Source organism: Collinsella sp. HCP28S3_B9, assembly GCF_052066095.1.
Classification (GTDB): Bacteria; Actinomycetota; Coriobacteriia; order Coriobacteriales; family Coriobacteriaceae; genus Collinsella.
On the sequence record NZ_JBQHST010000019.1, the window covers coordinates 23,435 to 42,983 of the forward strand.

The 19,549-nt window shown below is 61.6% G+C and carries 11 protein-coding genes; 1 reads left to right on the forward strand and 10 read right to left on the reverse strand.

The window, feature by feature from the left end; translation table 11 throughout:
* Positions 1 to 383: 383 nt before the first annotated feature.
* From ACTNBB_RS05970 to ACTNBB_RS05995, 6 genes are all read right to left on the reverse strand, one after another.
* The gene (locus ACTNBB_RS05970) at positions 384 to 4,859 is read right to left on the reverse strand and encodes a DNA-directed RNA polymerase subunit beta' (RefSeq protein WP_441057200.1); all 4,476 of its coding nucleotides are present in this window, start codon (positions 4,857 to 4,859) and stop codon (positions 384 to 386) included.
* A gap of 6 nt (positions 4,860 to 4,865) precedes the next feature.
* Positions 4,866 to 8,294: a DNA-directed RNA polymerase subunit beta gene (gene rpoB, locus ACTNBB_RS05975; protein WP_229770619.1), complete on the reverse strand. Its 3,429-nt coding sequence runs from the start codon at positions 8,292 to 8,294 to the stop codon at positions 4,866 to 4,868.
* A gap of 559 nt (positions 8,295 to 8,853) precedes the next feature.
* A complete protein-coding gene (locus ACTNBB_RS05980; RefSeq protein WP_368136490.1) occupies positions 8,854 to 9,762 on the reverse strand; it encodes a UTP--glucose-1-phosphate uridylyltransferase in 909 nt (302 codons plus the stop codon).
* Between the two features lie 311 nt (positions 9,763 to 10,073).
* A complete protein-coding gene (gene rplL / locus ACTNBB_RS05985) occupies positions 10,074 to 10,451 on the reverse strand; it encodes a 50S ribosomal protein L7/L12 (protein ID WP_154514707.1) in 378 nt (125 codons plus the stop codon).
* A gap of 102 nt (positions 10,452 to 10,553) precedes the next feature.
* Entirely contained in the window at positions 10,554 to 11,075 is a 522-nt protein-coding gene (gene rplJ, locus ACTNBB_RS05990) for a 50S ribosomal protein L10 (RefSeq protein WP_117646079.1), read from the reverse strand.
* A gap of 507 nt (positions 11,076 to 11,582) precedes the next feature.
* On the reverse strand, positions 11,583 to 12,719 hold the full coding sequence (locus tag ACTNBB_RS05995) for a pyridoxal phosphate-dependent aminotransferase (protein WP_441057202.1): 1,137 nt from the start codon (positions 12,717 to 12,719) through the stop codon (positions 11,583 to 11,585).
* 93 nt (positions 12,720 to 12,812) lie between these two features.
* Between ACTNBB_RS05995 and ACTNBB_RS06000 the strand changes: the two genes are divergently transcribed.
* Positions 12,813 to 13,472 (forward strand): hypothetical protein, encoded by a 660-nt coding sequence (locus ACTNBB_RS06000; protein WP_441057204.1) that lies wholly within the window; start codon positions 12,813 to 12,815, stop codon positions 13,470 to 13,472.
* A 1-nt stretch (position 13,473) separates the two neighbouring features.
* Here the strand turns inward: ACTNBB_RS06000 and ACTNBB_RS06005 are convergent, their stop codons facing one another.
* From ACTNBB_RS06005 to feoB, 4 genes are all read right to left on the reverse strand, one after another.
* The gene (locus ACTNBB_RS06005) at positions 13,474 to 14,037 is read right to left on the reverse strand and encodes a uracil-DNA glycosylase family protein (RefSeq protein ID WP_117820793.1); all 564 of its coding nucleotides are present in this window, start codon (positions 14,035 to 14,037) and stop codon (positions 13,474 to 13,476) included.
* A 3-nt stretch (positions 14,038 to 14,040) separates the two neighbouring features.
* On the reverse strand, positions 14,041 to 15,417 hold the full coding sequence (locus tag ACTNBB_RS06010; RefSeq protein ID WP_441057206.1) for an alpha-amylase family glycosyl hydrolase: 1,377 nt from the start codon (positions 15,415 to 15,417) through the stop codon (positions 14,041 to 14,043).
* A gap of 152 nt (positions 15,418 to 15,569) precedes the next feature.
* Positions 15,570 to 16,766: an MFS transporter gene (locus ACTNBB_RS06015; RefSeq protein WP_441057208.1), complete on the reverse strand. Its 1,197-nt coding sequence runs from the start codon at positions 16,764 to 16,766 to the stop codon at positions 15,570 to 15,572.
* A gap of 126 nt (positions 16,767 to 16,892) precedes the next feature.
* Complete coding sequence (gene feoB / locus ACTNBB_RS06020; RefSeq protein WP_427718402.1) at positions 16,893 to 19,304, reverse strand: ferrous iron transport protein B; 2,412 nt, start codon at positions 19,302 to 19,304, stop codon at positions 16,893 to 16,895.
* Positions 19,305 to 19,549: the final 245 nt, after the last annotated feature.

A 19,549-nucleotide genomic window follows, 5' to 3' on the forward strand; every position in this document is an offset into this window, starting at 1 on the left:
GAGGGGTCAGCATCCCCCTACGAAACACGCAGTTCGATAGGATACGTGCCGTTAGCTGTGTCGTCAACAGACCACGCCGCCGGGCGTATCCTAAAATAGCCACATTTCCGCAAAGCCTACACAAAAGGAATCCCCTCCTGTGCGCGAGGGCGGATTTCCGGGACGGGCGGCCCAGGGGTTAAGTTTGCTGCTCTACAGTCCTGGCTCGCACGGAGGCCACATTAAGTGGCCTCCGGCTCGTGCGGAACTCGCGACAAACTTAACCCCTATGCCGCCCGGACTGGAAATCCTACGTGCTCGTCAGGACAACGTTCCTCAACAAAAAAGACCCGCTTCCCTGTTGGGAAACGGGTCTTTGGAAGGGCGGTTAACGTACTGGGAAATTACTCCCCGTCGTTGTCCTTGGCCTCTTCGGCGTCGTCGGTGTCCACGAGCTGGTTGAGCAGCTCGTCGAGGGAAGCCATGTCCTCGTTGATGGCACCGTTGGCGGAAGCCTTCTTGTCGTCGATCGGGGCGCCCAGGAGCTCCTCGTCGGCATCGGCGTGATGCGTCGGAGCGGAGGTGCCCAGCAGGATGTCGTCCGGACCGTCGGGGCTAAAGACCATCTGCAGCAGCTGCGAGAGGTCTTCCTCGTCGGCAACGTCGTCGTTGTTCTCGAGGATGTAGAGCAGGTCGTGGGCCTCGAGGCCGTCACGGAGCTCCTCGATCGCCTTGGCACCGATGCCATCGATGCGCAGCAGATCCTCCTCGGACTTGCCAACCAGGTCGCCGACCGTCTCGATGCCGACCTCGCTGAACTTGTTGGTCCAGCGCTGCGACACGCCCAGGTCGTCGAACAGGTACAGGCGAGCCTTCTCGGCGGAGATGGTGTGGCCGTTGCGGGTGAACGAACCGTCGGCACCGCCAAACTCGTCGTAGCCGGCCCAGTCGAGCTGCTGTGGGAGCCGCTCGTCCAGGTCCTTGAGCTCCACGGGAGCCCACTCGGGCAGTGACTTGGCGTTGGGCGAAGCCGGACCATCGATGTCCACGTAGCCGTCGGCCGTGCGATACGTCAGCTTGGCGTTAGCGTACGGCTTGAGGCCGGTACCAGCCGGGATCTTCTTACCGACGATGACGTTGGACTTAAGGTCGAGCAGGTGGTCGACCTTGCCCTCAATAGCAGCCTCGGTAAGGACGCCGGCGGTACGGATGAACGAAGCGCTCGACAGCCAGGAGTCAATGTTGGACGCAACCTTGAGCGTACCCAAGATGACGGGCTCAGCCACGGGAGCCTGACCGCCCAGACGGGCAACGCGCTCGACCTCGTCGGCGAACTCGTAGCGGTCGACGTACTGACCAAGCAGGTACTTGGAGTCGCCGGGGTTGGTGATCTGAACGCGACGCAGCATCTGACGTGCGAGCACCTCGATGTGCTTGTCGTTCAGGTCGACGCCCTGGCTGGTGTAGACGTCCTTGACGCTCTCGACGAAGGTGTGCATCGTCGACTCGATGTCGGTCAGCTTGCGCAGGTTGCGGAAGTTGACGAAGCCCTTGGTGATCTGGTCGCCGGCGCGAACCTCGCAGCCGTCCTCGATCTCGGGCATAAAGCGCACCGAAGCGGGGACGCGACGCTCGTCGAGGACACGGGTGTGATCCTCGGAGTCGGTGATCGTCAGCACGTACTCGGACTTCTCGGGCTTAATCGAGAGGTGGCCGGAGTACGGAGCCAGCTCGGCCTCGCGACCCAGGATCTTCTCGTTGACGTTGCCGACGATATCGAACATACGGCTGACCGTAGGCAGACCCTGCGTAATATCGTCGACGCCAGCGACGCCGCCGGAGTGAATGGTACGCATCGTAAGCTGCGTACCGGGCTCGCCGATGGACTGGGCGGCAATAATGCCGACTGCGGTACCGATGGCGACCGGACGACGGGTGGAAAGATCCCAACCGTAGCACTTCTGGCACACGCCGTACTTGGAGCGGCAGGTGAGCAGCGCGCGAAGCTTGACCTTCTTAAGGCCCGCATCGACCATCTTCTGGATGTCGGCGACCTTCTCGATATAGCCGTCCTGCTCAAAGAGCACGGTGCCATCGGGAGCCACGACGTCCTCAATAAAGCAACGGCCGACAAGATCGGTGTTGAGGTCGGTGGTGCCGGGAATGATGAGGTTGTAGGTGACGCCCTCGTGCGTACCGCAGTCCTCCTCGCGGACGATGACGTCCTGGGCCACGTCGACCAGACGACGGGTCAGGTAGCCAGAGTCCGAGGTGTGGGATGCGGTATCGACCAGGCCCTTACGGGCGCCGTAGGTCGAAATGAAGTACTCGAGCGGCAGCAGGCCCTCGCGGAAGTTCGCCTTAATGGGAAGGTCGATCGTCTCGCCGGACATGTCTGCCATCAGGCCACGCATGCCGCCGAGCTGACGCAGCTGGGTCTTAGAACCACGGGCGCCGGAGTCGGCCATCATGTACAGCGGGTTCTCCTCGTCGAACATGTCGAGCATGAGCGCTGCAACCTTGTCGGTACAAGCGGTCCACTCGTTAACGACTTCGATGTGGCGCTCCGTCTCGTTGATGAAGCCCTCCTCGAAGTACTCGTTGATCTGGTCGACGTTGGCCTGGGCGCGGTCGAGCAGCTCCTGCTTCTCGGCAGGGATGAGAGCGTCCCACACCGAGATGGTGAGGCCGGCGCGGGTAGCGTAGTGGAAGCCGGAGTACTTGATAGAGTCGAGGATCGGGCCGACCTTGGCCTCGGGGTAACGATCGCAGCAGTCGGCAACCAGCTTGGCCACATCGCCCTTGACCATCTTGTAGTTCATGAACTCGTAGTCTTCGGGCAGGCACTGGCGGTTGAAGATGATGCGGCCGATAGAAGTCTCGAAGCGTGCGGTCTTGTTACCGGTGACATCGTAGTCGACGAACTCGTTCTTGCCGTTCTTGACGCGGAAGATACGGGTACCGTCCTCGTTGATGACGTTGGCGTTCTCGGCGGACACGCGGACCTGAATCTTGGCCTGCATGTCGACTTCGGAGCGGCAGTCATAGGCGTGCAGCGCGTCGTCGAAGCTCGAGAACACGTGGTTCTCGCCCGGCAGACCGTCGCGGACCTGGGTCAGGTAGTACACACCAATGATCATGTCCTGCGAGGGGATGTTGACCGGCTTGCCGGATGCCGGCGAGCGCAGGTTGTTCGCAGAGAGCATGAGCACGCGGGCCTCGGCCTGAGCCTGGCTGGACAGCGGCACGTGGACAGACATCTGGTCGCCGTCGAAGTCGGCGTTGAAGGGCGCGCAGACCAGCGGGTGCAGGTGGATAGCCTTACCCTCGACCAGCACCGGCTCAAAGGCCTGGATGGACAGACGGTGCAGGGTCGGTGCACGGTTGAGCAGCACGACACGACCGTCGATGACCTCTTCGAGGATGTCCCACACAAAGGTGGCACCGCGGTCGATAGCGCGCTTGGCGCCCTTGATGTTCTCGACCTTGCCAAGCTCGACCAGGCGCTTCATGACGAAGGGCTTGAAGAGCTCCAGCGCCATGGTCTTGGGCAGACCGCACTGGTGCAGCAGCAGCTTGGGGTCGGTAACGATTACCGAACGGCCGGAGTAGTCGACACGCTTGCCCAGCAAGTTCTGGCGGAAACGACCCTGCTTGCCTTTGAGGGCCTCGGCGAGCGACTTGAGCGGGCGACCACCACGGCCAGAGACCGGGCGCCCACGGCGGCCGTTGTCGAACAGGGCGTCCACGGACTCCTGGAGCATGCGCTTCTCGTTGTTCACGATGATCGCAGGGGCGTCCAGGTCGAGCAGGCGCTTGAGTCGGTTGTTACGGTTGATCACGCGACGATACAGGTCGTTGAGATCGGACGCGGCGAAGCGGCCGCCGTCGAGCTGGACCATCGGGCGCAGATCGGGCGGAATGACCGGGATGACATCCAGAATCATGTTCGCGGGGCTGTTGCCGCCCTTCAGGAAGGCGTCAACGACCTCGAGGCGCTTGACGGCCTTCTCGCGCTTCTGCTTCTGGGAGTCCTCGTCGGCGATGATGGCCTTGAGCTTCTCGGCCTCGGAGGGGAGGTCGATGGCAGCGAGCAGGTCGCGGACGGCCTCGGCACCCATGCCACCCTTGAAGTACATGGAGTAGTAACGGGTCATCTCGCGGAACAGCGGCTCATCGGAGATGAGGTCGCGCTCGGTGAGCTTCATGAAGGCGTTGAAGGCGTCCGTGCGGAGCTGCTTCTCGTCCTTGCACTCTTCCTCGATGTCGACGATGCCGGAGGCGATCTCCTCGGGGGTCAGCGGCTCCTCGTCGGAGAACTCGTCAAAGTTCTCGGGGTTGCCCTGCTCCTTGAGGGACTCGATCTGGCGGGCGCACTCGGCATCGATCTCTTCCAGATCGGCGGCGAGCTCCTCGCGCAGATCGTCAGCGTCGGCCTCGCGAGCCTCGTAGTCGACCTCGGTGATGATGTAGCTGGCAAAGTACAGAACCTTCTCGAGGTCCTTGGACTTGATGTCGAGCATACGGCTCATCGGGAAGCTCGTGGGGCTCTTGAAGTACCAGATGTGGGACACGGGAGCGGCGAGCTCGATATGGCCCATGCGGTCGCGACGCACCTTGGCCGAGGTGACCTCGACGCCGCAGCGCTCGCAGACGATGCCCTTAAAGCGGATGCCCTTGTACTTGCCGCAGGAGCACTCCCAGTCCTTGGCGGGACCGAAGATCTTCTCGCAGAACAGGCCGTCCTTCTCGGGCTTGAGGGTACGGTAATTGATGGTCTCCGGCTTCTTGACCTCACCGTGCGACCAGGAACGGATCTGGTCGGCGGAGGCAAGGGAGATCTTTACCGAGTCAAATTCAGTAGCTTCGAAATCTGCCACAGTCAACTACTCCTTATCAGTGGTCGTGGCGGCGACAGCCTCGGGTGCCTCGGCGGTCTCGGCATCCTGGGCCTCGACGTCGGCGTCAACGCCGGCGAGCGCAGCCAGGTCATCGAGGGCAGAGGTCTCCTCGGCGGTCACGGGGGCGGAGGCGTCCTCGTCGGCATCGCGCATGGGCTCGATGTCCAGTGCGAGGGAACGGATCTCCTTGACGAGAACCTTGAAGGACTCGGGGATACCCGGAACCGGGACGTTCTCGCCCTTGACGATGGACTCGTAGGTCTTGACGCGGCCCACGGTATCGTCGGACTTGACGGTCAGGATCTCCTGCAGGACGTTGGAAGCACCGTATGCGTACAGTGCCCAAACTTCCATCTCGCCGAAGCGCTGGCCGCCGAACTGGGCCTTGCCGCCCAGCGGCTGCTGGGTAACCAAGCTGTAAGGGCCAGTCGAACGGGCGTGGATCTTGTCGTCGACCATGTGACCGAGCTTGAGGATGTAGGACGTACCCACGGTAATGGGCTCGCGGAACTCCTCGCCGGTGCGGCCGTCAAACAGGCGGGTCTTTCCGCGCTCGTCAAGCTGGGTGACAAACTCGGGGCGCATGTGATCGCCAAAGGCAGCGGTGGCCTTGTTGAGCATATTCTTGTTGGCACGACGGATGACCTCGGCGATCTCGTCCTCCTTGGCGCCGTCGAAGACGGGCGTCGCGGTAAAGAACGGACCGGGGACGTACTTGTCGGAATCGGCATCCTCGGTATCCCAACCGCAGGCAGCAGCCCAGCCAAGGTGGCACTCGAGCAGCTGGCCGACGTTCATACGCGAAGGAACGCCCAACGGGTTGAGGATAACGTCGATCGGGGTACCGTCAGCCATGTAGGGCATGTCCTCGACCGGCAGAACGTTACAGATAACACCCTTGTTACCGTGGCGGCCGGCAATCTTATCGCCCTGCTGGATCTTACGACGCTGGGCGACGTAGACGCGCACCTGCTCGTTGACGCCGGGGGCCAGGTCGTCGCCGTTCTCGCGGCTAAAGCGGACGACGTCGATGACACGGCCGTAAGCGCCGTGAGGCATCTTAAGGGAAGTGTCGCGAACGTCGTGAGCCTTGGCACCGAAGATGGCGCGCAGCAGGCGCTCCTCGGCAGTCAGAGCGCTCTCGCCCTTAGGGGTAACCTTGCCGACCAGGATGTCGCCAGGGCCGACCTCAGCGCCGATGCGGATGATGCCGTCCTCGTCGAGGTTGGCAAGCATGTCCTCGGAGAGGTTCGGGATCTCGCGAGTGATCTCCTCGGGGCCGAGCTTGGTATCGCGGGCGTCGATCTCGTGACGGGTGATGTTGATGGTCGTCAGCAGGTCCTCGGCCACCAGGCGCTCGGACACGACGATACCGTCCTCGTAGTTGAAGCCTTCCCACGGCATGTAGGCCACGGTGAGGTTCTGGCCCAGTGCGAGCTCGCCGTGATCGGTCGAAGGACCGTCGGCCAGAGGCTCACCCTGCTCAACGGTGTCGCCGACGCGCACGAGCGGGCGGTGGTTGATGCAGGTGGACTGGTTGGAGCGCTGGTACTTGGCCAGGTGATACTCGTCCATGCCGCCGGCATGCTTGACGATAATCTTGGAGGCGTCGGCAAAGATGACCTCGCCGGCGTTCTTGGCCAGGGTGACCTCGCCAGAGTCCAGGGCGGCGCGACGCTCCATGCCGGTACCGACATAGGGAGCGGCGGGGTGAACCAGCGGCACGGCCTGACGCTGCATGTTGGCGCCCATGAGCGTACGCTTAGCGTCGTCGTGCTCGAGGAACGGGATCAGCGTGGCTGCGACGGAGAGCATCTGGCGCGGCGAGACGTCCATGTAGTCGACGTCCTCGACAGGCACGTCGGCGGGAGCGCCGAAGGAGCCGTCGAAGTCGCGGGTACGGGCGATCACGGAATGCGGACGGACGATCTTGCCCTCGGCATCGGTCGTGATGAACTCGTTGGTCTTGGGATCGAGCGGCGTGTTGGCCGGCGCGATAACGTGCTTCTCTTCCTCGTCAGCGGTCATCCAGTCGATCTGGTCGGTGGCAACGCCGTTCTCGACGCGGCGGAACGGGGCCTCGATGAAGCCATACTCGTTGACGCGGGCGTAGAGGGCAAGCGAGCCGATCAGGCCGATGTTGGGGCCTTCGGGGGTCTCGATCGGGCACATGCGGCTGTAGTGCGAGTTGTGAACGTCGCGGACGGCCGTCGGCACGTTGGTGCGGCGGCTGGAGCCCGACTTGTGGCCGGCAAGACCGCCAGGGCCGAGTGCGGACAGACGGCGCTTGTGGGTCAGACCGGTCAGGGGGTTCGCCTGGTCCATGAACTGCGAGAGCTGCGAGGAACCGAAGAACTCCTTGATGGAGGCCACGATCGGGCGGATGTTGATGAGCGACTGCGGGGTAATCTCGTCGATGTCCTGGGAGCTCATGCGCTCACGGACGACGCGCTCCATACGGCTCATGCCGATACGGAACTGGTTGGCGACGAGCTCGCCGACGGTGCGGATACGGCGGTTGCCAAAGTGGTCGATGTCGTCAACCTTGAAGCCCTGCTCGCCGGCAGCGAGGGACAGGAGGTAGCGCAGCGTCGCGACGATATCCTCGTCGGTGAGCACCGTGACCTCTTCCTCGGTGGTGAGGTTGAGCTTCTTGTTGACCTTGTAGCGACCGACGCGGGCCAGGTCGTAGCGCTGCGGGTTGAAGAGCAGGCCCTCGAGCAAGCTGCGGGAAGCATCCACGGTGGGAGGCTCGCCCGGGCGCAGGCGACGGTAGATCTCGATAAGAGCATCCTCGCGGGTAAGGGCGGTATCGCGCTCGAGGGTGCGCTTGATCACATCGGAGTTGCCGAGCAGCTCGATGATGTCGTCGTTGGTGACGGCGATGCCAAGGGCGCGCAGGAACATCGTGGCGCTCTGCTTGCGCTTACGGTCGATGGAGACCATGAGCTGGTCGCGCTTGTCGACCTCAAACTCAAGCCAGGCACCGCGGGACGGGATGATCTGAGCCTTGTAGATCTGCTTGCCCGAATCCATCTCGGAGCTGAAGTACACGCCCGGGGAACGGACGAGCTGCGAGACGACGATACGCTCGGTACCGTTGATGATGAAGGTGCCCTGATCGGTCATCATGGGGAAGTCGCCCATAAAGACGAGCTGCTCCTTGATCTCGCCGGTCTCCTTGTTGGTGAGACGGACGTCGGTCAGAAGCGGAGCCTGATAGGTCATATCCTTCTCGCGGCACTCCTCGACGGTGTGCGCGGGGTCGCCAAACTGATGCTCGCCGAAGGTAACCTCGAGAACATGGTTCTGGCTCTGGATGGGGCTGGATTCCTTAAACGCCTCACGAAGGCCCTCGTCCTTAAAACGCTCAAAGGATTCCCTTTGAACAGAGATAAGGTTGGGGAGCTCCATGGCCTCCGGGATTTTCCCGAAGCTGACGCGCTTGCGCTCAGTGGCAGTGTATGCGTAGGTCACCAGGTTTTTCCTCCTTCACGGAAATGCTCGGTGGGTTGGCGAGGCATAGCTTCGCCAGTTATCGCAACCTAATAGTTTATCAGGTACCGACCGTTGGGCAAGAAAAGCCTTGACGCGATTGAGTTTTTGGAGTAGCAAATTTTTTCGACAGAAAATACGCAGGTAGATGTGCTTATATCGAACATATGTTCATATATTTTCTGTGAACAGAGTTACTGATGCGCGTCGCTGAATGGCGGAATGGCGGCGAAGGCTGATCGGGCGGAAACTGTGTCCCGTTTTGAGGCCTCAAACTGGGTCGTAGTTTCCGATTGAGCCCTGTTTGGGAAACTGTATCCCGTCCTGAGCCGATATTCTGGGATGCGCTTTCCGCTAGGGTCCTCAGCCGGAAAGCGCATCCCAGAATTCGACCAAATTGTGGGTCGCACTTTCCGGAGCTAAGCGGCAGTTCGCAAAAAAACGGGTGCAGACCGAAGTCCGCACCCGTAAGCGCTGTTTACTTGCGCATCAAGCCGCCGCGCTCGTCGATGGCGTCCCAGAAGGCATCGGCAAAGCGAGGATCGCTTGCGGCCATAAGGGCGTTGGTGGCCATCCAGCCAGAAGGCGTGCCGGTGTCGTAGCCCGACAGAGGATCGATGACGACGGCGTACATGGCCTCGCGGTCGAGCGAACGGGCCATGGCGTCGGTCAGCTGGATCTCGCCGCCCTTGCCGGCCTGCTGGTCGGCAAGCAGCTCCATGACCAGCGGGCTCAGCAGATAGCGTCCAACGATGTACAGGTTGGACGGAGCCGCCTCGGGAGCAGGCTTCTCCACCAAGCCGCCGATACGCCACACGGCGCCAGGCTCGGCATCGCCAACGCCCTCAGCGCCCTCGAGGGAGCCCACGCGCTCGCCGGCGATAACGCCATAGCGGCTGACCTCCTCGGGAGCACACGCGGCAACAGCGATAACCGAAGCGCCGCCATGCTCCTTGGAGACGGCAAGCATCTTGTCGCAAATGTCATGGTTGGGCACAACATAGTCGCCCAGAAGAACCAGGAAGTTCTCCCCCGCCACAGCATCGGCCGCCGAGCGAATGGCATGGCCGAGGCCCTTGGGCTCGTACTGATAACGGAAGTCAACCGGCATACCGCCAGCGTGGGCGACGGCATCGGCATAGGCGTTCTTGCCGCGCTCGCGCAGCAGGTTCTCGAGCGAACGGTCGGGCTGGAAGTAGCTCAGCAGCTCGGGCTTACCGGGAGAGGTAACGATGATGGCGTCGTCGACCTCCTCGGGGTCGAGTGCCTCCTCAACGACATACTGAATGACCGGCTTGTCGAGCACCGGCAGCATCTCTTTGGGCGTGCACTTAGTGCCAGGCAGAAAACGCGTGCCTAGACCGGCGGCGGGGATGATTGCCTTCATATTATTCAAGGATCCTTTCGCAGGCGCAAAGCGCCCCAAGCGTGCGGCACGGCGGCCGCAGACCAAATTGCGATACCGAAGTATCTTACCGCCGGAGACATACGTCGCCGTAAGGCAAACGCAATTCTTCAGCAGGTCAACGCAAATTATTGCTCGAATGGTGCAACTTTATGCCCCAGCGGTAACGGGATTGGCACGGCGAAGACAGCGGTGTTCTGCGTGCCGAGCAATGGGAATGAGGGGCCAAAACAAAAAAGACGGGGCTCGCAATGCGAACCCCGTCTGCAAAGAAATCTGGCGAGAAAGCCTGATTACTTGAGGGTGACAGCAGCGCCAGCAGCCTCGAGCTTCTCCTTGGCAGCCTCGGCGTCCTCCTTCTTGGCGCCCTCGAGAACAGCCTTGGGAGCGCTCTCGACGACCTCCTTGGCCTCCTTCAGGCCAAGGTTGGTGAGCTCACGGACGGCCTTGATGACCTGGATCTTGTTGTCGCCGAAGCCCTCGAGCACGACGTCAAACTCGGTCTTCTCCTCGGCCTCAGCAGCGCCAGCAGCGGGAGCGGCGACAACAGCGGCAGGAGCAGCGGCGGAAACGCCGAAGGTGTCCTCGATAGCCTTAACGAGCTCGGAAGCCTCGAGAAGGGTCATTTCCTTAAGAGCATCGATGATCTCATCGGTGGTAAGCTTAGCCATTTCTAAGTCCTTTCGGTTTCCGTGTCTGTGCACGGAGATCAGTTAAAACACGGCGCGAATGCGCCAGGGGTGCGGCGTTGCCGCCGCGGGTGAAAACAGCGACTAGGCTGCCTTCTGCTCGGAGACCTGCTGGATCGAACGAGCGAGACCAGAGGAAACGCCGTTGACGCAGACAGCGATGTCGCGAGCGAAACCGGAGATGAGACCGGCGATCTGGCCGAGAAGCTGGTCCTTGGTGGGCAGCTCGGCGATAGCCTTAACATCATCAGCGGAAACGGCCTTGCCGTCGGAGATACCGCCCTTGATCTCAAGGACGCCCTTGGACTTAGCGGAGAAGTCCTTAAGGGTCTTAGCGGCCTCGACCGGCTCGGTCTCGTAGAACACATAAGCGACGGGGCCGGCGAGGATCTCGTCGAGCTCGGGCTGCTCCTGGTTCTTGAGAGCGATCTTGACCAGGTTGTTCTTGTAGACCTTCATCTCGGCGCCGCACTCGCGAAGCTGATGACGCAGCTCCTGAGCCTGCTTAACCGTCAGACCGTTGTAGTTGACGACGAACAGACCGGCATTCTCGGCGATACGGGACTCGATCTCTGCAACCTTGTCGATTTTGTACTGCTGGGGCATGAATTACACCTCCTCGAATTCTTTCCGGGCACGGTCCGCCACAAGGACGTGACGGGGGCATGTCCAAAAAGAAAGCCCCCGCGCTGCATGAGCGACGGGGGCGAGAAGACATATCTACTCGACCACCTCGGCTGGCGGGATATCCCATTGAGCTCGCGGGCAATGCCCGTTTGCACCGGCTGTCTCTGGCAGCGGATTCGTGCGTGAACCGAAAGTATTATGGCGGGGACCCCGGCGTCGGTCAATGGAAAACCGGGCTGCACACAATTCCACCATCCGGCACGCTCCGCCGAAGGCCAGGCGCAAGGTTTCCGCTCGGTCAGGTCCTGGGCTCGCTCGGAAAGCACATTAAGTGCTTTCCGGCTCGTGCGGAATCTACGGAAACCTTGCGCCTGGCCTTCGGCGGCGCGTGCCTGCGTCAACTATGGGGCAGCCCGGTTTTCCGTTGAGCGACGCCCCCACGCATAACCCTTATGTCGGTGGGCTGATGTGTTGCGTCCCTGATGGTTATAGGGTTGAGACGAAGGTGGACAGGCGGCGGAGGCCTTCGTCCAGATCTTGGTCGGAGACGCAGTAGCTTAAGCGGACGTGGCCTTCGGTGCCGAAGCAGTCTCCGGGGACTAGGGCTACGTTGGTTTCTTTGATGGCTTTGATGCAGAAGTCTTCGCTTGTTAGGCCGAATTGTTTGATGCTGGGGAAAGCGTAGAAGGCGCCGGCTGGTTCCACTACGTCGAGGCCCATGGTGTCTAAGGCTGCGAGCACGCGTTCGCGGCGGGCTCGGTAGACTTTGAGCATGGGGGTTGGGTCGACGGTCAGGGCTCGGGCCGCGGCGTCCATCTCAAAGGAGACGGCGCTCGATACTAGGTATTGGTGAGCTTTTGCGATCTCGGCGATGACGGGGGCTGCAGCTGCGAGCCAGCCCAAGCGCCAGCCGGTCATAGCCCATGGCTTGGAGAAGCTCTCGATGACCACCGTCTGCTCGCGTAGCTCCGGGTGGCGCTGGGCAAAGCGCTCATAGCCATCCACATAGACCAGGCGGTTATATACGTCGTCGCAGATTACGTAGATGCCCGCTTGCTCTGCCACGTGTGCCACGGCGTCGAGCGATGCCGCGTCGAGGATACAGCCCGTAGGATTGTTGGGCGTGCAGATGACGATGGCCTTAGTCGCCGGGGTCACGCAGGCGCGAAGCGCTTCCTCGTCAATCTGAAATTGCGCGGGCTCCGTATCCAAAAAGACCGCTTTGGCGTGGTTGGCCACGACGATGCTCTCGTACAGGCCAAAGGCCGGCGTGGGGATAATAACCTCGTCGCCGGGGTTGAGCATGGCCATAAATGTTGCCGACAGGGCCTCGGTCGCGCCGTCGGTTAGGATGACCTCGTCGGCCGAAAACGTAAGGCCCGCGTCTCCCATGTAGGTAGACAGCGCCTCGCGCAGGGCGGAACGGCCGTTGTTGGGCGGATAGTGCGTGTCACCGCGGCCCAGCGCAGCGGTCACCTCGGCGCTAATCACATCGGGCGTGGGAAAATCGGGCTCGCCAAGCGCGAGCGCAATGCACCCCGGGTGCTGGGCGGCGAGCGCGTTGATCCGGCGAATGCCGGAGGGCTTGAGCGTGGCAAGCGAGGTGTTCATGGGCAGTCGCATGGCATTCCTTTCGTAAGGGTTGCACTAGGATAGCGCGCCCGCGCGCCACCAGACGGTGTAACCTAAACGGAAACCAACCGGAAAGGAGGCGGCATGGAGACGACCGCGCGCGGCGATGTACCAAAAACGCTGCAAACCATTGCGTATATCAGTATTCCCGAGAGCGCCGATCTTGAGTTTTTACTCTGGGACCTGCAGGATGCCATCGCCGCCTATGCTCAGCTTTCCGGCACCGCGCTCCCCCGTTCGGTCGATTTGGAGGCGGATGATGCCGGTGTAGTCGATGGCATGGTGTTCGCTGTTGATGATGCATTTGATGATGAGGCGATGATCGCTGTCGAGCAGATACTCGATCGCTTCGGGGATACAGAGACACGCGTCTATGTCGTCGTCCAGGCCCTGTCAAAAAACAACAAGCAGGCGGACGAAGTCCTCGACCACCTGTACCGGGCATGTATTCTACGTGACCTGCCATGGTGCGGTGGCGTTGTCATCTGCGCCGGCAGCGGTATTGCGGCGCTCCGCCATTCCCCACGCATGGGCCTCTTACGCCGGCCATTTTCCGAAGCGATGGATAAGCTTGTAGGCGCTGTGCGCATGGGCTGTTCCATTGAACATGCGCAGCTGCTTGGCGGCGGCGATGCCGATAGTGTCGATGTCGACGGCATGGTGCGCGTCAAGCCCGCCGTGCCCGCACCAATCTGGCATGCCATCATCAAACGCCTCGGCGCCCATGCTCAATCAAGGATCTAGATTACCGTGCGGTCCAGTCAACTGCCTCGCGCCAGCGCTCGACAAGCCGCTCCAGGCGCCAGGCCGCGTTAGCGGGACTAGTTGACGGCAACACGACAGCGGACAGACCCGTCCGCTCCTGTAGATAGCGCTTATAGAGGCGCCCCGCCGTACCTCCGTTGCATACCACCCGCTCGATGGGCGCAGCTCCAGTGATGCGTTCGATATATGCCGGCACAACGTTTTTGATGCTCGCGTCGCTCGACCCCTTAATGTCGCAGCTCTCGACCACATCCCACAGGGCCACACCACCGTTCAACAGCATGGATCGCTTGGCGGCAATAGAGGCGTCGAGCGTCGCGGGCTCGCCGCCCACCAAAGGGTCGCCCTCGTTGGGTGGTACAGGCACACCAAGGCACGCGGCCATCACGCGCCAAAAGCGATTCTGAGGGTTGCCGTAATAAAAGGCATTGGCGCGCGAAAGCACCGAGGGAAACGATCCCAGCACCAAAACGCGCGAGCGCTGGTCGAACACGGGATCAAACCCATGCTCAATATGTTGATAGCCCTCGTCAGACGCTGCCATGACCTAGGCCCTCAACAGATAGCGCACCTCGTAGGGCGCAAGTTCAAGCGCACCCGTCAGCTCGACCGTGGGTGCATCGTCGGCAAGTAGGTCGACGAAGGAACCGTTGAGTTCGCCGGCTCCAAAGGTATAAGGCTCGTTCACGGCATTGACCGCCACGAGCACCGTCGCGTCGTCGCAGGCGCGCTCGAACAGCAGCTGTTTGTTCTGAATCATCACGTTGCGATACGCACCGTAGTTGAGGGCACGGGCCGCCGCGTCGTCGGCCGAGCGCAGGTGCGTAAGCTGTGTGATGAACGCCGTCAGCTCGTTGGGCGCAGGCTCATCGAGCGCAGGGCGCAGCGCCCAGTCGCCATCGGGGCCGCCCTTTTCGCCAGCAATTCCCCACTCGCTGCCATAGTAGATGCACGGGATGCCCGGCATGCCAAAGAGCATGCCATAGGCGGGACGCAGGCACGACTTGTCGGTAAGGATGCTCGCCAGGCGTGGCACGTCGTGGTTGTCGACAAACGACAGCAGGTGCTTGCCGCGGTAGATGCACCACGGGTCGCCGCCAAACTGACGGTGCAGCGAGTGGGCGATCTCGAACATGTTGATCGAGTTAAAGCTGGAGTACAGTCCCTTGTAACACTCGTAGTTGGTGCAGGAGTCGAGCATCTCGTCGTTGACGATCTGGTTGTAGTCGCCGTGGAGCGTCTCGCCGATCAGCACAAAGTCGGGCTTGAGCTCACGGGCAAAGGCGTGCAGGCGGCGCATAAAGTCGCGGTCGAGCATATAGGCGACGTCCAGGCGCAGACCGTCGACGCCAAAGACATCGGCCCAGCGGCGCACGGACTCGAGCAGGTAATCGACCACGGCGGGGTTTTGCAGGTTAAGCTTCACGAGCTCAAAATGGCCTTCCCAGCCCTCGTACCAAAAGCCATCGCCGTAGCACGAGTCGCCGTCAAAGCTGATGTGGAACCAGTCCTTGTAGGGCGAGTCCCACTTGCGCTCCTGCACATCGCGGAAGGCCCAAAAGCCGCGACCGACGTGGTTGAAGACGGCGTCGAGCACCACGCGGATGCCGTGGGCATGCAGCGTCTCGCACACGGCGGCAAAGTCGGCATCCCCACCCAGGCGACGGTCGATGTGGCGCAGGCTGCGCGTGTCGTAGCCATGGCTATCGGACTCGAGCGGTGGGTTGATGAGCACAGCGCCAATACCTAGTTCCTGCAGGTAGTCGGCCCATTGGGCGATTTTCATAATGGGGGCATCGGGGTTGGGCGCGTCGTTGGCAGCCAGGGCAAGCTCATCCTCGGCAACGGGCGCGGCGTTTTCGCGCGGAGCTCCACAAAAGCCCAGCGGATAGATCTGATAGAACGTCGTCTCGTATGCCCACATAGCAACCTCCCGGTAAGCCAACACAACGACACCCATTGTATGCCCAGCTTGCATCCTCTTCCCCAAAATAAGTTGCGGTGGAATAGTTCCTGCTTGGGCCTTCAGAGGCCTTAAACAGGAACTATTCCACCGCAACTGATGAGGGGACGTGATTAGGCGACGGGCTTTGCGCGGCGTATGGCCGGGAACATCACCGTGATGGCGAGGATGACGCCCACGACGGCAATCGCCCCGCCCACAAAGCCGATCCAGGCGATACCGGGACCCGAAACCACGGCACCGCCGATCGCGGTGCCCGTGCCGATACCCAGATTAAACAGGCCCGAGAAGATCGACATGGCGACAGCCGACGAATCCGCGGGCGTGTACTTGATAAGCTCGGCCTGGAACGCCACGTTAAAGGCCGTGGCGCAGCAGCCCCACAGCACGCAGACGGCAAGCACTGCTGCGAGCGACGATGCGGCCGAACCCATGAGCAGCAGGGCCGCTGGCACGCCGGAGAGCGTGATAGCCAAAAACGGGAAGCGGTGCCCGTCGAACAGGCGGCCAAACAGCCAGCTGCCCACCAGACCGGAGCAGCCAAACGCCGTCAGCGTCATGGTAATGGCGCCCGCGTCGACGTGCGCGACCTGCGCCAGGAAGGGCTCGATATAGCTGTAGCCTGTGTAATAGCCGGTCGCCATAAAAACCGTGACCGCGTAGAGCGCGATGAGGAACGGGTTCTTGAGCAGCTCGGGCAGCTGTTTGACGGCAAAGCGCTCTCCCGCCGGCATGGCCGGGAACACCGCTGCCTGGTACACCACCGCGGCGGCAGAAAAGGCCCCGACCACGGCAAACGTCATGCGCCAGCCCACGGCCAGGCCGATGGCGCGGCCGATCGGCAGGCCAAAGATCTGCGCGATGGACGAGCCCGTGGCGATCATGCTGATGGCGAGCGCCCCGTGACGGGTGTCGACCAGGCGCGAGGCCATAATCGAGGCGACCGACCAAAACACGGCATGTGCGCAAGCGACCACCAGGCGTGCACAGACCAAAATAGGGTAGGTGGGCGCCACGGCGGACAGGAACTGACCCAGAGAGAACACGGCGAGCACGCCGAGCAGCATACGCTTGAACTCAAAGCGCGAGGCAAACACCATAAGCGGCAGCGACAGCAGCATGACGCCCCAGGCGTAGACCGAAATCATGATGCCTGCCTGGGCCTCGGTGAGCGAGAACGATACGGCAATATCAGTCAGAAGGCCGATGGGCATGAACTCCGATGTGTTGAACACGAACGCGCAGCAGGCGAGCCCGATAAGCGGGAGCCACTGCTTGAGCGAGATGCCATCTTGTCTTGCCTGAGTCATGTAGGAAACCTCTCCGATTGTCTTGGGCGGTGGGCGATTATATAGCAACGGCCCCGCATCCGTCAGCACAGATGCGGGGCCGCAATCAACAACTCAATACACAGAGGTTGCGCCGTCAATAAATAGCTAAGCCAACCCCAGCAATATGCCCACCGAATGCACGACAAACGCCACGATCCAGGCGACCGTCACCTGAAACGCAAACACGGCAACGGCATAGCGCGCGCCCAACTCGCTCTTGACGGCACCGATTGCCGCCACGCAGGGCGGGTACAGCAGCGTAAAGACCAAGAACACGTAGGCGGTAAACGGCGAAAACATGGTCGACAGCGCCGCGGGTGACGTTGCATCCAAAAGCACGGTGAGGGTCGAGATGACGCTCTCCTTGGCGATAAGTCCGGTGACGAGCGCCGTGGATGCACGCCAGTCGCCAAAGCCAAGCGGCGCCAACGCCGGCGCGATGATGCTACCCAGACCGGCAAGTAGACTCTGCGACTGATCGGCGACCACATTAAAGCGGATGTCAAACGTCTGGAGGAACCAGATGACCACGGTGGCGGCAAAGATGATGGTAAAGGCCTTGGTAATAAAGTCCTTGGCCTTATCCCACGCCAGCATCACCGTCGTCTTGATGCTCGGCAGGCGGTAATTGGGAAGCTCCATGATAAACGGCACCGGGTCGCCCTTAAATGCCGTGCGGTTGAGCACCAAAGCCGCGATGCAACCGACCGCAATGCCAATCAAATAGAGCGAGACCATGGCGGGGACCGTCGCCTGCGGGAAGAATGCTCCGCACAGCAAGCCGTAAACCGGCAACTTGGCCGAGCAGCTCATGAACGGCGTGAGCATGACCGTCATCTTGCGATCATGCTCGGATGGGAGTGTACGGGTCGACATGATAGCCGGCACGGTGCAGCCAAAACCGACGAGCATGGGCACAAAGCTGCGGCCCGACAGGCCAAAGCGACGCAGCACCTTATCCATGACAAAGGCCACGCGCGCCATGTAGCCGGAGTCTTCCAGAATGGAGAGGAACAAGAAGAGCACGACGATAATCGGCAGGAAGGTCAGCACGCTGCCCACGCCCGTAAGCACGCCGTCGACAGCCAGCGAGCGCACCACGTCGTTGGTTCCGAACGCCTTGAGACCCGCATCGGCCGAGGCGATGATGACAGCGATGCCGTCCTCCATAAGTCCCTGCAACGCCGCGCCGATCACGCCAAACGTCAGCCAAAAGACGAGGCCCATGATCACCAGAAACGCCGGGATGGCCGTGTAGCGACCCGTCAGGATGCGGTCGATCTTAACGGAGCGCACGTGCTCGCGGCTCTCGTGCGGCTTGACGACGCAGCGCCCACACACGTCGCCGATAAAGCTAAAGCGCATATCGGCCAGCGCGGACAGGCGGTCGGTGCCAGCCTCGCCCTCCATCTGGGTAATGATGTGCTCGATAGCGTCAAGTTCGTTGCGATCCAGGTGAAGTGCCTCGGTCACCAGCTCGTCGCCCTCAACCAGCTTGGTCGCCGCAAAACGCACCGGAATGCGGGCCGTCACGGCATGGTCCTCGATCAGGTTGGCAATGCCGTGGATGCAGCGATGCAGCGCACCGCCGTCCGGGCCATCGGGCGCGCAGAAGTCCAGGCGACCGGGGCGCTCGCGGAACCGCGCCACATGCAGAGCGTGATCCACCAGCTCGCCGATACCCTCGTTGCGGGCAGCGCTAATGGGGACAACAGGCACGCCCAACAGGCTCTCGAGCAGGTTGACGTCCACGGCGCCGCCGTTGGCCGTCACCTCGTCCATCATGTTGAGCGCGATGACCATGGGGCAGTCGAGCTCCATAAGCTGCAGCGTCAGGTAGAGGTTGCGCTCGATATTGGTGGCATCGATGATGTCGATGATGGCGTCGGGATGCTCGTCAAGGATGAATTGACGGCTGACAATCTCCTCGCCCGTGTACGGCGACAACGAATAAATACCGGGCAGGTCGGTAACGCTCGCCTCGGGGTGGTTACGGACAGTACCGTCCTTGCGGTCGACCGTCACGCCGGGAAAGTTACCAACATGTTGGTTGGAACCCGTCAGCTGGTTGAACAGCGTGGTCTTGCCGCAATTTTGGTTGCCGGCGAGGGCAAAGTGCAGCGGCGCGCCCTCGGGCACGGCCGTTTTTGCCGCGCGGGGCGAATACGTCCCCTCACCGAGCGCCGGGTGCTCCGTCGTGCCGATTGCGGCGTTAACGCGCGGGCTCGTATCGGTGTCGTGAATACCCACGAGCTCAATGCGAGCAGCATCGTCTTTGCGCAGCGTCAACTCGTAGCCACGCAGGCGAATCTCGAGCGGGTCGCCCATGGGGGCGTACTTCATCATGGTGACTTCGGTGCCCGGCGTTAAGCCCATGTCCAAAATATGCTGTCGGAGTGCCTGGTCGTCCGATGCCACCGATGCGACAACGGCGTCCTTTCCAATCTCGAGTGTATCGAGCTTCACGTCCGTGTTCCTCCCCCGACGCCCACAGGGCGTTGCATTTATGTTCACCATTGCTAACCGTTTGCCATGGCTAACCAATTTTAACCATGCATGATAGCGCGAACATGCAGCGACGTTCAATCAACAGATTGTTGCAATGGGCCTTGATTATCAACTTCATCCGAACACCTCCCACATTCATCCGCACATGTGCGGATGAATGTGGGAACCCGATACCCTGAGGGCCGGATCGGCCGGCCCCGGGAGATCGGAGGACGGCATGTCCGGAAAGAAGAAGAGCGGCTCCGCAAGGGCGG